This is a genomic window from Micromonospora sp. NBC_00362, from assembly GCF_026342155.1.
GTDB classification, from domain to species: Bacteria; Actinomycetota; Actinomycetes; order Mycobacteriales; family Micromonosporaceae; genus Micromonospora; species Micromonospora hortensis.
The window spans coordinates 1415345-1430349 of the sequence record NZ_JAPENH010000001.1; the positions used below are offsets into that span (position 1 = coordinate 1415345).

A 15005-nucleotide genomic window follows, 5' to 3' on the forward strand; every position below is an offset into this window, starting at 1 on the left:
ACGCCCGTCCTTTCTGCCGTCACGACGGGGTGAGCAGCCATGCCCAAGCGGGTAACCACGGAACCCGGTCGCGATCGGGGCCCGGCGATCCTGGCACCGGCACGTTTCGGGGGCTTCCCGGGAGCGGTACGGGCGCCGATCCCCGGCAACTCCCTGATCAAGTTCCTCGCCACCACCGACCACAAGCAGATCGGCCTGCTGTATCTGCTGACCTCCTTCGGGTTCTTCCTGCTGGCCGGTCTGGAGGCGATGCTGATCCGGGCCGAACTGGCCCGCCCGGGGATGCAGTTCCTCTCCTCCGAGCAGTACAACCAGCTCTTCACCTCGCACGGCGCGGTGATGCTGCTGCTGTTCGCCACGCCGGCGGCGTTCGGGTTCGCCAACTACATCGTGCCGATCCAGATCGGCGCGCCGGACGTGTCGTTCCCCCGCCTCAACGCGCTCGCCTACTGGCTGTACCTCTTCGGCGGCCTCATGGTCGTCGGCGGGTTCCTCGCCCCGGGCGGCTCGGCGGACTTCGGCTGGACCGCGTACGTCCCGCTGAGCAGCGTCGAGAACAGCCCCGGCGTGGGTGCGAACATGTGGGTGCTCGGCCTGGTCGTCTCCGGGCTCGGCACCATCCTCGGCGCGGTCAACCTGATCACCACGATCCTCACCCTGCGCGCGCCCGGCATGACCATGTTCCGGATGCCGATCTTCACCTGGAACATGCTGTTCACCAGCGTGCTGGTGATCCTCGTCTTCCCGCTGCTGGCCGCCGCGCTGCTGGCGCTCTCGGCAGACCGGTTGCTCAACGCGCACGTGTACGACGCGGCCACCGGCGGCCCGATGCTCTGGCAGCACCTGTTCTGGTTCTTCGGCCATCCCGAGGTCTACATCATCGCGTTGCCGTTCTTCGGCATCATCACCGAGATCATCCCGGTCTTCTCCCGCAAGCCGCTCTTCGGCTACACGGGGATCGTGCTGGCCACCATCGCGATCACCGTGCTGTCCATGACGGTCTGGGCGCACCACATGTTCGCCACCGGCCAGGTGCTGCTGCCGTTCTTCAGCATCCTGAGCTACCTGATCGCGGTGCCCACAGGCGTGAAGTTCTTCAACTGGATCGGCACCATGTGGAAGGGCCAGCTCACCTTCGAGACGCCGATGCTGTTCGCCATCGGCTTCCTGGTCACCTTCCTGCTCGGCGGCCTCACCGGCGTCCTGCTGGCCAGCCCGCCGGTCGACTGGCACACCCACGACAGCTACTTCGTGGTGGCGCACTTCCACTACGTGGTGTTCGGCACAGTGGTCTTCGCCCTGTTCGGCGGCTACTACTTCTGGTGGCCGAAGATGACCGGGCGCCTGCTCGACGAGCGGCTCGGCAAGGCGCACTTCTGGACCATGTTCATCGGCTTCCACGGCACCTTCCTGGTGCACCACTGGCTGGGCAGCGAGGGCATGCCGCGTCGGTACGCCGACTACCTGCCCACCGACGGTTTCACCACCCTGAACACGATCTCCAGCATCTTCGCGTTCATCCTCGGCCTGTCCACCCTCTTTTTCATCTACAACGCCTGGAAGTCCTGGCGGTACGGGGCGGTGGTGACGGTGGACGACCCGTGGGGCTTCGGCAACTCCCTCGAATGGGCCACCAGTTGCCCGCCGCCGCTGCGCAACTTCGACCGGATGCCCCGGATCCGCTCCGAGCGCCCCGCCTTCGACCTGAAGTACGGCCCGCTCGTCGCCGATCTGGGCCGCGACCTACCGCAGCGCACCACCAAGCCGCCACAGCAGTTCGCCGAGGAGTTCCGGATGGAGCACCACGCCCCGGAGTCGCCGTCCGCCGAGGGCGCGCACGGCGCCCGCGACGCTGTCGACTACCAGCCGGCGCCGCGCTCCGGCGCCCGGCCGGTGGACGTGCCGGAGCCCGAGGGCGTTCGCCGGCCGAGCTTCGAGCAGAGCGACCCACCGCAGGACGCCGAGGACGCGCCGAAGCCGCACGAGCGCTGGCGCCACCCGCACAGCGACGGCAACCCCGAAGAGCACTGACCGGGGGTACGCGCGGAAGGGCCGACACCCAACGGGGTGTCGGCCCTTCGCTTGTCCGTGTGCGTCAGTCCCGGGCCGGCGACAGGCCGGCGGCGGTGAGCGAGCGGCGTACCGCGGGCTGGACCCGGGTCAGCCGCAGCGGCACCCCGGTCCGCTCCGCCGCGTCCCGACCGGCCATCAGCGCGGCGATCCCACCGGCGTCGAAGCCACCCGCGCCGACCAGGTCGACGACCACTTCGCTGGGCTGGCCGGTGACCGCCTCCAGCATGGCCCGGCGCAGTTGGTCCGCGCCGTCGCGGTCGATCTCGCCGCCGACTTCGACCACCACGGAGTCGCCGTTCTGTTTGACCGAGATCCGGGTCTTGCCCGGGTCGGGTTCGGCGGCGCCGTTCTGCCAGGGCGGCGGCGCGTCGGCGAGCATCGCCTGGCGCAGCCAGGTGAGTGCCCGCGACAGCAGCCGGGACACGTGCATCTGCGAGATGCCGAACCGGGCGGCGATCTCCGCCTGGGTCTGGTTGCCGTAGAAGCGCATCGCGAGGATCCGGCGTTCACGCCAGGGCAGTCGGTGCAGCAGGCCGCTCACCGTCACCCGGTCGTCGACGGATTCGAGGGCGTTGTCGGACTCGCCGACCAGGTCCCCGAACTCGGCGGAGCTCTCCCCACCCACCGGCGCGTTCAGCGAGGCCGGGCTGTAGCCGGCCGCCGACTCCAGGGCGGCGAGGATCTCCTCCTGCGGAGTCTCCAGTCGGGCCGACAGCTCGGCCACCGACGGGGCCCGGGACAGCTCGCTGGTGAGGGCGGCGGTGGCCTGCCCCACCTCGAGGATCAGGTCCCGCAGTCGGCGGGGCACGTGCACACCCCAGGTGCGGTCCCGGAAGTGCCGTTTGATCTCGCCCACGATGGTGATCGCGGCGTACGCGGTGAACGAGCCCCGTTCCGGGTCATAGCGGTCGACCGCGTTGACGAGCCCCAGCCGGGCCACCTGCTCCAGGTCCTCCAGCGGCTCCCCCCGCCCCCGGTAGCGGCGTGCCAGCCGGCCGGCGAACGGCAGCGCGAAGCGCACCAGGTCGTCCCGGGCCTCTCCCCGCCGCTCCGGCGGCAGCCCGGCGATCCGCGCCGCGTACGCCATCGCCGCCGCGTCGAGATCCTCCAGACCTCGATCGTTGGGTGGTGGTGGGGTCGTGGTCGTGGTCGTGCTCGTCTGTCCGAACATCCGCGCCTCCCTCAGGAAGGTCCCCCGCCCGGATCGGGAAACCGGTCGTGCGCGTGGTCGAGCCACGCACCGGGCCGGAAAGTGGGTCAGTGACTGGGATGCCAGCGGGCGACACCGCATCTACGCAGCGCAATCAGGCCGTCGCAGCCAGCGATGTTCCCGCTCCGTAGGTACTCAATCACGGGACCCCGGGTTCGCGAGGATGTTTCGGCGTGCTCCGTCTCAGGAGACCAACAACCCCTGGTGACCGCCGCTGTCGCGGAGCACGGCCAGTGCCTCGGCGACCCCCAGCGGGGGCGGCGCGGGCAGGTCGTACGGCTGGGCGCGCAGCACCTCGGTGGCCCGGCGGGTGGGCACCGAGGTGACCGGGTAACCCCGGGCGGTGGTGCGGTCCAGCGCCCGACGCCGCCGGCCGAACCCGGCCACGGCCAGCCACTGCGGCAGCCCGGCCAGCGCGGGTGAGCGCACCCCGGGCGGCTCGGGCAGCACGTCCACCGAGCTGAACGCCTCGCTGCCGGCGAGCCACCACTCGGCCTCGTCGACGTTGCGGCGGGTGGCGTTCTCACACCAGTACGGCACCAGCCCCGCCCGCACCACCTGCCACGGGTCGAGCAGTCGACCGCACTCCACCACCAACCGGTCACCGGTCTTGCCGGCGCGCCGCAGCCACCGCCGGTACAGGTCGGCCACGCCCGCGCTCAGCGCCGCCGGCCGGGGCACCAACACCCGGTGCAGCGGGTGCTGGTGCCGGGTGGACCAGTCCCGCGCGGCCAGTTCGAAGCCCGAGTCGACGCCGTGCTCGGCGTACGCGGAGGGCACTGTCACCTCCGGCGGCTCCCACCGGGTCGCGTCGCCGCCGGCGGAGCGCAGCACCTGCCGCAACGCGTGGCTGTCCGGGTGGAAGTCCACCGGGTCCAGCCCACTGCCCGGGCAGCCGACCTGGAAGCTGTGCCCCGGTCCACGCTCCAGCACCGGCCAGGTGCGCGCGTCGCGGACCAGCAGCACGGGGGCACCCGGCAGCAGCAGGTCGGCCAGGAACCGCGCGTACGCGGCCGGTAGGGCCCTCCACGCGGCGGTCAGCGACACGGTCGCCCCGGTCAGCGCGCCCCGGCTGGCCGGGCAGTGCACCTGGCGCAGGTGCAGGTCGGCGTTGCCGGCGAGCAACCGGGTGGCGAGTGCCGCGCCATGCTCCGCGGCGTCCGCCGGGCGGTCCACCCCGCCGTCGGACCAGTGCGCCGTCATCTCGAAGCCCGCCGGCAGCCACGGCACGCCGAGGGCCACCGCGAGGTGCGCGGCCGCGCCGTGCGGAGAGCCGATCAGCACCCCGGGGTAGCGGCGACGGGGGTACTGGTCGACGAACCAGCGGGCCACCCGTGCGGCGTCCACCTCGTCGATCTGGGCCACTGTGAGCGCGACCCGGCCGGCGGCGCGGGTGACCGCGGCACGGCGTACGGGCTCGGGGGCGCCGGGGAACCGCGACGTCGGCCCGGTGTGCCCGAGGTCGGCGCAGTCGACCCCGCGCAGCGCCCGGGCGGTGGCGGCGACCAGCACCCGGGCGGAGCTGCCCGCGGCCACGACCCGGTCGCCGGCGAGACCGGCGCCATCGGCCGTGAGCCCCTTGTGCACCTTGTGCACCGGCCCCACCTTGCCTCGTTCGCTCACCACGCGGCCCGGCTTCCCGTCCCGATGGGGTTCAAACGGGGCATCACCCACCCGGCGGCACATTCCGCTGGTCAGCGGGGTGCCCCGGTCATGACCGGCGTTCGGCGGCGCGGGTTTCGCCAGGGTCAGGACGGGCACTTCCGGGGCCATGCGCACCGACGACACCAGCGAGCCAGCCGCCGCCACGATCACCCCGTACGAGGACGGACCGCTGCTGGTCCGTGGCGACTTCGCGTTGGTCACCCCGGACGGGGAGCAGATCGACGCGCGGCGGGGCACTGTGGCGTTGTGCCGGTGCGGAAAGTCGGCGCTCAAGCCGTTCTGCGACGGCACCCACAAGGCGATCAACTTCCGCGCGGGCACCACCCGCGAGGGCTGACCCCACGTCGCCGCGGCAGCGTGCGGGAGGACGCGGAGGGGCCACACCAGAGGCACGTCCCCTTTGCTCTGCACCCGCCCATGCGCCAGTTACGGACCGTGCGTGGTGCGCGGGCGGGTGCAGAGCAAAGGACGGACCGGGCACGGCACGCCCCACCCGACAGTCGGGCGTCTATGCCTGCCGACCCCACACACCCGCGCGTGATCCGAAGGGCTTCCCGGATGCGCCAAGCCCCTCGGATCAGACGAGCGCGGGCGGGGCCACCTCGGGCGACGCGACAATCGAGACCGTGGGCGGCACGGCCGGCGTTGCGGTTGCGCGCAGCGAACTACGGCCGGCGGCCCAACTGTTCAGCAGGTGCACGGCGAACAGCCGGTCCACGGCGAGCCCGGCCGCCGCGCCGAAGAGCACATCGGGGGCGAGGGCCGGCTCGACGCGGACCAGGCCACCGCACATGTCGTGCGCGGCGATCTGCTCGTGCACCGCGTCGGCCTCGACGTGCTCGTCGTAGAAGCGGGTGGCCACCTCGTCGAAGCCGAGCCGGCGCAACCCGTTGCCGTAGCGACGGTTCGGCAGCGAGGAGGTCATCTCGAACGCGGCCAGGTGCCCGAGCAGCGCACCGCGCAACCGTCGGTGCAGCCCGAACAGCGACATCAGGTTGTTGGTCGCCAACGTCACCGCCGGCGCCACGTCGACGTGGGCGCCGTAGGCGGTGTCCAGGCCCAGCCGGTCGAGGGTGCCCCGGAACAGCTCGGCGTGCATCCGGTCCAGCCGCCCGTTGCCGTACTCGTCGGTCTGGATCTCCACGAGCGCGGCCTTGGCCGGACCGCCGAGGCGGGGCAGCGCCCAGCTGTGCGGGTCCGCCTCCCGCAGGTGGTAGACGGAGCGGTGGGTGACGAACTCGCGGAACTGGGTGAGGTCGGCGCGGCGTTGCAGCGTCGCGGCCAGCGACGGCCCGTCGTCGGCCGCGACCAGGTCGGCCAGGCCGGCCGCCACCCCGGCGGCGGGCACCGACGGCGCGCCGACCAGCCGACGCAGCGCCGCCTCGAAGACCCGTTCGCAGCGGGCCCGCAGCGCCAGCAGCGTCGGCTGCCACTCCCACGACTCGTCCACCCCGCGCCAGCCCCGGTAGTGCAGCTCGTAGCAGAGGAACAGCGTCAGCTGCAGGTCCTCGTCGGTGAACGGGTCCGTCGGGTAGAGGTCAACGCCGAGATCGACCGGCAGGTCATGCGGCGGGTGCCGCAGAGCCGCCACGACCGCCGCGGAGAGCGGACCCCGGGCCGTCGGCAGGGTCGCGGGACCGTAGCGGCGGTCGGCGGGCTCGGACATAAGACCTCCAGCGTCGTCGGGCCGCTACTGATGCCCTGGTCCAGGGTGGTTAAACGAGGTCGTCGGCGTTCGCGGTGACCTCCACCTGCTCGCGGACCTTCCGGGCCGGAGCGCCCTCGGCGTACAGGCCCCGCAGGTCGGCGAAGGCGGGCTCCGGCGGCGCCAGCGACACCGCAGGGTCGACGACCGCCTCCAGTACGCAGGGACGGTCCGCGGCGAGGGCCTCGTCCCAGGCCGCGCCGACGAGCTCCGGACGGTCCACCCGCACCCCGTGCAGCCCCAGCAGCCGGGCCCACCCGGCGTACGGCACGTCGGGGCGGCGGTGGGTCGGGTCGGACGACGGTTGTCGCCCGCCGCCCATGCCGTTCTGGTCCCGGTTGTTGAGCACCAGCACCACCAGCCGTGGGTCGTGCCACTGCTGCCAGAGGTGCGAGACGGTGATCAGTTCGGCGAGGCCGTTGAGCTGCATCGCCCCGTCACCGACCAGCGCGACCACCGGCTGGTCGGGCGCGGCCAGTTTGGCCGCCACCGCGTACGGCAGCGCGCAGCCCATCGAGCCGAGGGTTCCGCACAGCTGCGCGTTGACCCCCGGCGGCAGGGTGAGGTGCCGGGCGTACCAGTAGAGGACCGAGCCGACGTCGACGGCGACCGCGCCGGTGCCCGGCATCCGGGCCGACAACTCCTGCAGGACGAGCTGCGGGTTGACCGGGTCCGCGGCGGCGGCCGCGCGCTCGGCGGCGACCTCCCGCCAGCGGTCCACCGAACTCTCCACAGTGGCGCGCCACTGCTGTTCGGGCCGCCCGCGCAGTCGGCTCAGCAGCGCCCGCAGCGTCTCGGCGGCATCACCGACCAGCGGCACGTCGGCCGGGTAGCGGGTGCCGATCCGGCGACCGTCGATGTCGATCTGCACCGTGCGCGCCTGCTCGGGCATCGGAAAGTAGTCGGTCCACGGGTCGTTGGTGCCGACCATCAGCAGTGTGTCGCAACCACCCATCAGCTCGGCCGCCGCCGGGGTGCCGACCTCGCCGAGCACCCCGGTGTGGAACGGCAACCGCTCGTCGAGCACCGGCTTGCCGAGCAGCGAGGTGGCCACCCCGGCGCCCAGCCGGTCGGCGATCTCGATGATCTCGGCGGCCGCGTCCCGACCGCCCTGGCCCACCAGGATCGCCGTCCGCTGGCCGCCGCCGAGCAGCTGCGCGGCGGCGTCCAGGTCCACCTCGTGCGGCAGGACCCGGGCCAGCGGTTCGCCCGGGGTCGCCGTGATCACCCCGGCACCGTACGACTGCAGGTCGGGCACCAGCGCCTCCTGCAACTGCCGGGGCAGCACCACGCACGTCGGGCTGCGGGTCGCCGCCGCCGTCCGGAACGCCTGGTCCAGCAGCGCCCCCACCTCATCGGGGCTGCGGCCGTACCGGACGAACTGGTTGCACACGTCCCCGAAGAGCCGGCTCAGCCCGATTTCCTGGTGCGCGCCGCCGAGCGGCCCCGAGATGTCCTCCCCGACGATGGCCACCACCGGCTTGCTGTCCAGCTTGGCGTCGTAGAGGCCGTTGAGCAGCTGGACGGCGCTGGGCCCGTGGGTGGCGAGGCAGACCCCGATGCCGCCGGTGAACTTGGCGTGCCCGGTGGCCATGAACGAGGCGGTCTCCTCGTGTCGGGCCGGAATGAACGCCGGCTCGCCGCCGGTGCGGTCCAGCGCGTCGACCAACGGAGCGATCGCCTCGCCCGGGTACCCGAAGGCGCGGGGCACCCGCCAGGCCAGCAACCGCTCCACCACGACATCCGCGACCGTTCGGTCAACCATTGCCCCGCCCCGGTGTGCTGGGGTCGACGTAGCGCAGTACCGCGCCGACGCCGTCGGTGAGGTCGGGCGCCTCGTCGGCGCCGAGCACTGTCAGTGCCGCGTCCGTGCCGACGAGCGCCCGGACGAGCGCCGCGTCGGCGCGTACCTTCTGCGGGTCGGCCACCGACATGGCGGCCAGCTGCCCCGGGTCGACGGCGATCTCGGTGGGTTGCGCGCCGATCCACAGCTCACCGTTGGCCGACGGGTCGTCCACGATGAGCATCATGTCGACCTGGTTGCGTTGCAGGGCCGAGACGACGGCGTCAAGCCCGCCGCCCACGTCCTCCTGCACGCCGAACTTGTCCAGCGCGTCGCTGATCCGCTGGTCGGCGATCTCCGCGATGGTCTGCACCGTGAGGTCGTCCAGCATCGTCTGGTCGGCGCCGCCGGCCCGTGACCCGGCATCGGTACGGACCACCAGGTCCTGCCAGCGCTCCGGCATCTGGGCGGCGATCATTCCGGTGGCCCGGACGTCACCGGCGACCACCACCACGTCCGCGCCAACCCGGTCGGCCAGCTGCACTGTCGCCGCGGTGACGTCGCCGGCGTTCTGGTGCCACGCCTCCATGGCCGCCCGCTGGTAGCGCGACTGGGACCAGCCGCCGGGCTTCGCCCGTCGCAGCGGGTACTCGTCCCGGCCGGCGACGTGCGCTCGTCGGGGCACCCCGCCGGCGCTGACCGCCATCGCGTCGGCGCCGAGCCGGTCGGCGACCACACGCACCCAGGCGACCTGCTCGCCGCGCTGGGCGAGCAGCGGCATCACGTGCGGCAACGGGCCGACGTGGGCCAGGTCCCGCAGTGGCGGCGCGGACAGGTACTCGGAGAGCACCACCTGTCCATGGCTTGCGAAGAGCGCCAGGCCGTAGTCCCCGACCATCGGATCATGACCTCGGACCACCCGGTCCAGCGCGGCGATGCTCGCCTCGTCCGCCCCCTGTTCGGCCAGGCTGCGTTCCAGGGCACGCCAGCGTAGATCCAACGCGGGATGGGCGTCCTCCGTGTCCGCGGAGGCGTCCAGATACACCGAGCACCACGGCCCGGGACGGTCGTAGAGCGGGCGCAGGAAGGACAGCTGCATGCTCGACCCCTTTCCAGCTCGGCCCCCCGCTTACCCGGGTCGCCGGGGATGTCACCTCGCGGCCGTGAGCCCGTGACCAGGTTTCATTCACGTCGTTCAACCGAGGACGTCGATACGATCTGTGAACGCAAGCGGACTCTCGGTGGTGGAGATGGACAGCGGACTTGATACCCGACGGATCGTGCACCCGACGGAACGAATCGTCACCGGGCGGCTGATCCGCCTGCTCGACGGCTACACCCGTGAGGTACGAATCGGTCAGCCGGTGCTGGTGGCGGTGCTCGCGGCGGCGGCCTTCGCCCGGCTACCCGCCCTGCTGCTGCGCTCGCTCTTCTCGTTCGGCGGCGGCGGCACCCGCCGTCGCTGGAAGGAGCTGAAGCAGGGTCCGGAGTACCTGGTCACCCCGGTGCGGCTCCGCAACACCGCCGGTCAGCTCTGCGAGGTGGAGCTGCACGGTCACCTGCCGCAGAGCGCCCTACACCCGGCGGACCAGGTGCAGCTCACCCTGCGCGCGCAACGCGACCCGGAGCTACCGCCCCGGATCGAGCGGATCGTCAATCTCACCACCGGGCAGCTGCTGACGCCACGCACGGCGACGCTCTGGTCGCATCTCGGGCCGCCACTGCTGTTGCAGGCGTTCCTGGGCACGCTGCTGGTGGCCGGCATCGTGGCCTGCTCCGCGCTGACCTGATCGGCCCCGGCGGTTCAGCTCAACGGGGTGCGCCGACGGGTCGGCGAGTTCAGCCGACCGGGGCGGGCTCGCGGGCCGGCTGCCGGTCGACGCCGAGCATGCCGCGGCGGCGAGCCCAGCGCTCGAAGGCCAGTGTGGCGAACGGCGGCACCGCGCTGGCCAGGGCCACCGCGGTGGCCAGCAGGCTCCACCGGTGCAGCCGGGCCACGGCAAGCACCAGCAGGACGTACGCGACGAACAGGCCGCCGTGGATCGGCCCGAAGATCTTGACGCCCAGCTCGTTGTCCGGCGGGCCGTACTTGACCAGCATGCCGACCAGCAGGGCCAGCCAGGAGCAGGCCTCGGCGATCGCCGCCGCGACGAACAGCCGGGTCACCTTCTCGCGCATCCGCACGCCACCACCTCTCGGCCCGCAATGCTATCGGTCCGCTCTGGCTGGGCTAACGGGGCGGGCAGTTGGGTAGGAAAGGGTCCTCGGGTCTTCCCCCGCCCGCCGATCACGTGCGAGGTTAGGGGGACCAGCGGTGACGGGGTGGTGACCATGGGCGAGGACGTCGGCGTACGAACCTTCAGTCGAGAGGATCGAGCCCGCTACCGCGACAAGGTCCGCCGCTGCCTGGATGTCTTCGCCGAGATGCTGCGCGAGTCCCGTTTCGACCTCGACCGGCCGATGACCGGCGTGGAGATCGAGCTGAACCTGGTCGACGAGGCGTCGAATCCGGCGATGCGCAACGCCGACGTGCTGGCGGCCATCGCCGACCCGAGCTTCCAGACCGAGCTGGGCCAGTTCAACGTCGAGATCAACGTGCCGCCGCGCCGGCTGACCGGCACCGGCACCGCCGACTTCGAGGAGTACGTGCGCGCCAGCCTCAACGCCGCCGAGGTGAAGGCCCGCGCGATCGGCGCGCACATGGTCATGATCGGCATCCTGCCGACGTTGCGCCCCGAGCACCTGACCGCCGAGACGCTGTCGGCCAACCCCCGCTACAAGCTGCTCAACGAGCAGATCTTCGCGGCCCGCGGCGAGGACCTGCCGATCGCCATCAGCGGGGTGGAACGTCTGGCGGTCACCGCCGACACGATCACCCCGGAGGCGGCCTGCACCAGCACCCAGTTCCATCTCCAGGTCAGTCCGGCCCAGTTCGCCGACTACTGGAACGCCGCCCAGGCGGTGGCCGGCATCCAGGTCGCGGTCGGCGCGAACTCGCCGCTGTTCTTCGGGCGGGAGTTGTGGCGCGAGACCCGCATTCCACTGTTCCAGCAGGCCACCGACACCCGGTCGGAGGAGATCAAAGCCCAGGGGGTACGCCCCCGGGTCTGGTTCGGCGAACGTTGGATCACCAGCGTGTTCGACCTGTTCGAGGAGAACGTGCGCTACTTCCCGGCGCTGCTGCCGGTCTGCGATCCGGAGGACCCGGCGCAGGCCCTGGCGGCCGGCGAGGTGCCCAATCTGGCCGAGTTGCGCCTGCACAACGGCACCGTCTACCGGTGGAACCGCCCGGTGTACGACGTGTCACGGGGCCGGCCGCACCTGCGGGTGGAGAATCGGGTGCTGCCCGCCGGCCCGACGGTGTTGGACACCATCGCCAACGGCGCCTTCTACTTCGGGTTGGTGCGTGCCCTCGCCGAGTCGGACCGGCCACTGTGGTCGCAGATGTCGTTCAGCGCCGCCGAGGAGAACTTCACCAGCTGCGCCCGGCACGGCATCGACGCCCAGGTCTTCTGGCCCGGTCTCGGTTACCTGCCCGTCACCGAGTTGGTGTTGCGCCGGTTGCTGCCGATGGCGCATCACGGTCTGGACCGGTGGGGGCTCGACCCGGCCGAGCGTGACCGGTTGCTCGGCATCATCGAGCAGCGCTGCCTGACCGGCCGCAACGGCGCGACCTGGCAGGTGGAGACGCTGCACCGGTTGGAGTCGGCCGACCACCTGGACCGGCCGGAGGCGCTGCGCGAGGTGGTCCGACACTACGTCGACCTGATGCACAGCAACCGGCCGGTGCACGAGTGGCCGATCCCCTGACCACACCGGATGGTCGGCCCGGTCGGCGTGGGGCTCAGCCTCGCGGGGTGGGCACACCGAAGAGGTCGATGATGCCGCCGGGAAGCTGGGCGAGCAGGTCGTGTCGCTCGTCGTCGTTCAGCGCCTCGGCGACGGTACGCAACACCGCCTGGGCGTGTTGACGCACCTGGTCCGCGTTCGCGACCTGTTCGCGGTCCCCGACGTGCTTCAGGAACTCGCCGACGTCCCACCGGCGGCCCTGCGCGTTGCGGGTGACGGACCCGTTCAGGCGCTCCGGTAGCTGTGCCGCCAAGTGGTCCGCCTCCTGTCCGGCGAGCCGTTCACCGAGCACCGACAGGACGGCCTGTATGGACCGTACGGCCTCGTTCTCACCGAGGCCCGCGCGCTGTCGTACCGTGGCGATCATCTGCTCGTACTCCATGCCCCGCTCCTTCGGTCTCGTCGGCCAGCCGTCAGGCCTGCCTGCGGACGAACGGGGCGAGTTCCCAGGCTCCCTGGCGACAAACGGGGTCACGGGCGGATTCGGACTTTTCGCCATCGGTGGGCGGGGCCGCACAAACATGCCAGTCACGTCACTCGGGTCGCGAGCTGAGTCAGATCGGGCCAGGTCGGAAGCCCGGCCCGCTGCCGCAGGGGCACGCGTACTCGGTCGGCTGGCAGTGTCCCTTGTGGACCCCCATCGGGATCGGCGATCGTCGTAGGCTGTGGCAGCTCGCACGCATCGTCTGATCACGATGAGGGGACGCCGGTGGCCACTTCTGGAACAGACCCAGCCGCGATCGAGGGGCCCGCGCGGTTGCCCCTGTCCCGTCGACACATGCTGCGGATGGGAGCGGCGGCCGGTGGCGCGGTGCTCGTCGGCTCGGCGGGGGCCACGTCCGCGCAGGCTGCGCCGGCTGGCGCGAAGCGCGTCCTGCGGGCACCGGCGCTGGCAGCCGGCGACCGGGTCCGGGTCGTCTCGCCCGGCAGTACGCCCGACCCCACGAACATGGCCCGCGGCATCGAGATCCTGCGCAGCTGGGGCCTGGAGGTCGAGCTGGGCAAGCACGTCTTCACCAAGTACGGCTATCTGGCCGGCACCGACGCGCAGCGGCTGGCCGACCTGAACGCCGCCCTCACCGACCCGGGCATCCGGGCCGTCTTCGCCGCCCGTGGCGGTTACGGCACCCAGCGGATCGTCGACCGGATCGACGTCTCCGTTCTGCGCCGGGACCCTCGGGTGGTCGTCGGCTTCAGCGACATCACCAGCATCCACGGCAAGCTCTGGCGCGACACCGGCCTGGTGACCTTCTACGGCCCCATGGTCAACTGGAGTGACGCCCGCACCGGCCCCGAGTCGGCCGAGGCGCTCCGCAGGGCGGTGATGACCACCGCACCGGTCACGATCTCCCGGGACCCGGCCGAGACTGCCGCTTCCGTGGTGGTGCCGGGGCGGGCATCGGGGCCCCTGCTCGGCGGCTGCCTGACGCTGATCTCCACCTCGCTCGGCGCGGAGGACTCGCCGAAGTTCGACGGCGCGATCCTCTTCTTCGAGGACGTGGACGAGGCTCCGTACAGCATCGACAGCATGCTGACCGAGCTGCGCCGGGTGGGCGTGCTGCACAGGGTCGCCGGTGTGGTCATCGGCCAGATCACCAACAGTGTCGGTGAACCGGGCGAGTGGGACGCGGCGGCGGTGCTCAAGGACCGCCTGTACGACCTTGGCGTGCCGGTCCTGGGCGGGCTACGGCTGGGGCACGGCAACGGGCAGCTCACCGTTCCGCTGGGCTCGCGCGCCACTATCGACGCCACGGCAGGCACCCTGACGGTGGAGCCGGGGGTCCGCCCGCGCTAGGCCTCAGACCAGCGGCGTGGGTCCCCGGGGGGCGGGTCGTCGCGCAACCGGCTGTGCGGGTAGCCGTCGCGCCGGGTCGGGCTCGGCAACCGGCCGCAGCCGGCCCGGTACTGTGCATCCATGATCGACCAGCGGCCGACCCCACAGCCCCTCCCTGCCGAGCGTGTGCTGGAGCTTGCCGCGCCGATGCTTGCCGAGGTCGGTGGCGAGTGGCTGCTGACCGAAGGGCCGATGCTGCGGTCGGGATCGTTGGGTGTCCGGGTTCTTCCGTCGGACAGCGACGACTACCGCCACCTGGACCTGGAGATCCTGCTGAACGTCGACCGGCCGGACGTGCCAACGGTCGTCGACTGCACGCTTGGCCTCGCGGCTGATCCGGTCGAGGCGGCCCGTCAGGCGATCCAGGCGTGGATTGAGACCTGCCTGGTGACGGTCCTGGAGATGATCGAGCAGCAAGGGCGACTGGCGAACCACTTCAGGTCCGGTGACCAGGGCGGCTTCGCCGGCTGGCACGCGATAGTCGGCAGCGTGACCGGGTGGTCCGTTGACGGATCGCAGGCTAAGCAGGAGTGGTTCGCCGAGGCGATGCCGTGGTCCACCCTGGCGCCGGTGATCGCGGCCGGGCTCGACCGCCCGTACCTCAACGGCGTTCGCATGCTCCTCGGCCAGGGCGGTGACTCCACCGAGTGCGAGGTCCGGATCAACGGCCAGCGGCACGAACCGTCCGCCGCGGCGCTCGCCGCCCTGGACTGGCCGCGTACCGACCGTTTCGGCCTGGCACGCGCCTTCGTCCTCCTGGTTGGTCCCGACTAGTGCATTGATCGCAACGGTGGTCGGGCTGGTAGGCCGCCCTCGCGCAGTGCGACCCGGGGTGGTGGTCGGCTCCTGTGGAGCTGAATCGTTTGCGACATCAACTCCACAGGCA

13 protein-coding genes are annotated in these 15005 nt (G+C 71.9%); 6 read left to right on the forward strand and 7 right to left on the reverse strand.

Annotation, left to right across the window (positions count from 1 at the left end; genetic code table 11):
- Positions 1 to 39 precede the first annotated feature (39 nt).
- A complete protein-coding gene (ctaD, locus tag OG992_RS06435) occupies positions 40 to 2031 on the forward strand; it encodes a cytochrome c oxidase subunit I (protein ID WP_238685894.1) in 1992 nt (663 codons plus the stop codon).
- A 64-nt stretch (positions 2032 to 2095) separates the two neighbouring features.
- On the opposite strand, the gene OG992_RS06440 is transcribed toward ctaD, so the two are convergent.
- Both OG992_RS06440 and OG992_RS06445 read right to left on the reverse strand, forming a co-directional pair.
- On the reverse strand, positions 2096 to 3244 hold the full coding sequence (locus OG992_RS06440) for a SigB/SigF/SigG family RNA polymerase sigma factor (RefSeq protein WP_238685895.1): 1149 nt from the start codon (positions 3242 to 3244) through the stop codon (positions 2096 to 2098).
- Positions 3245 to 3466: 222 nt separating this feature from the next.
- Positions 3467 to 4909 (reverse strand): hypothetical protein, encoded by a 1443-nt coding sequence (locus tag OG992_RS06445; protein ID WP_266302657.1) that lies wholly within the window; start codon positions 4907 to 4909, stop codon positions 3467 to 3469.
- A 145-nt stretch (positions 4910 to 5054) separates the two neighbouring features.
- Here OG992_RS06445 and OG992_RS06450 point away from each other — a divergent pair, with 145 nt between their 5' ends.
- The gene (locus OG992_RS06450) at positions 5055 to 5285 is read left to right on the forward strand and encodes a CDGSH iron-sulfur domain-containing protein (protein ID WP_238685897.1); all 231 of its coding nucleotides are present in this window, start codon (positions 5055 to 5057) and stop codon (positions 5283 to 5285) included.
- A 240-nt stretch (positions 5286 to 5525) separates the two neighbouring features.
- Here OG992_RS06450 and OG992_RS06455 read toward each other — a convergent pair whose 3' ends face one another.
- The 3 genes from OG992_RS06455 to OG992_RS06465 are packed head-to-tail and all read right to left on the reverse strand — an operon-like array spanning position 5526 to position 9535.
- Entirely contained in the window at positions 5526 to 6614 is a 1089-nt protein-coding gene (locus tag OG992_RS06455; RefSeq protein WP_266302658.1) for an iron-containing redox enzyme family protein, read from the reverse strand.
- 49 nt (positions 6615 to 6663) lie between these two features.
- Entirely contained in the window at positions 6664 to 8418 is a 1755-nt protein-coding gene (locus OG992_RS06460; RefSeq protein ID WP_266302659.1) for a thiamine pyrophosphate-binding protein, read from the reverse strand.
- Complete coding sequence (locus OG992_RS06465; protein ID WP_238685900.1) at positions 8411 to 9535, reverse strand: Vms1/Ankzf1 family peptidyl-tRNA hydrolase; 1125 nt, start codon at positions 9533 to 9535, stop codon at positions 8411 to 8413. Before OG992_RS06465 ends, OG992_RS06460 begins: the two co-directional genes overlap by 8 nt.
- Before the next feature lie 142 nt (positions 9536 to 9677).
- Here OG992_RS06465 and OG992_RS06470 point away from each other — a divergent pair, with 142 nt between their 5' ends.
- Positions 9678 to 10226, forward strand: coding sequence for a hypothetical protein (locus OG992_RS06470; RefSeq protein WP_238685985.1), 549 nt, complete (start codon positions 9678 to 9680; stop codon positions 10224 to 10226).
- Positions 10227 to 10275: 49 nt separating this feature from the next.
- On the opposite strand, the gene OG992_RS06475 is transcribed toward OG992_RS06470, so the two are convergent.
- Positions 10276 to 10614, reverse strand: a complete 339-nt coding sequence (locus OG992_RS06475; RefSeq protein WP_112602008.1) for a DUF3817 domain-containing protein — start codon at positions 10612 to 10614, stop codon at positions 10276 to 10278.
- A gap of 153 nt (positions 10615 to 10767) precedes the next feature.
- On the opposite strand from OG992_RS06475, the gene OG992_RS06480 reads away from it, so the two are divergent.
- Complete coding sequence (locus tag OG992_RS06480; RefSeq protein WP_266302660.1) at positions 10768 to 12246, forward strand: glutamate--cysteine ligase; 1479 nt, start codon at positions 10768 to 10770, stop codon at positions 12244 to 12246.
- 34 nt (positions 12247 to 12280) lie between these two features.
- On the opposite strand, the gene OG992_RS06485 is transcribed toward OG992_RS06480, so the two are convergent.
- Positions 12281 to 12667: a DUF2267 domain-containing protein gene (locus tag OG992_RS06485; protein ID WP_167457772.1), complete on the reverse strand. Its 387-nt coding sequence runs from the start codon at positions 12665 to 12667 to the stop codon at positions 12281 to 12283.
- 396 nt (positions 12668 to 13063) lie between these two features.
- Here OG992_RS06485 and OG992_RS06490 point away from each other — a divergent pair, with 396 nt between their 5' ends.
- Positions 13064 to 14080 (forward strand): LD-carboxypeptidase, encoded by a 1017-nt coding sequence (locus OG992_RS06490; protein ID WP_266302661.1) that lies wholly within the window; start codon positions 13064 to 13066, stop codon positions 14078 to 14080.
- A 120-nt stretch (positions 14081 to 14200) separates the two neighbouring features.
- Positions 14201 to 14893 (forward strand): DUF6348 family protein, encoded by a 693-nt coding sequence (locus OG992_RS06495; protein ID WP_266302662.1) that lies wholly within the window; start codon positions 14201 to 14203, stop codon positions 14891 to 14893.
- The last annotated feature ends 112 nt before the right edge of the window (positions 14894 to 15005 follow it).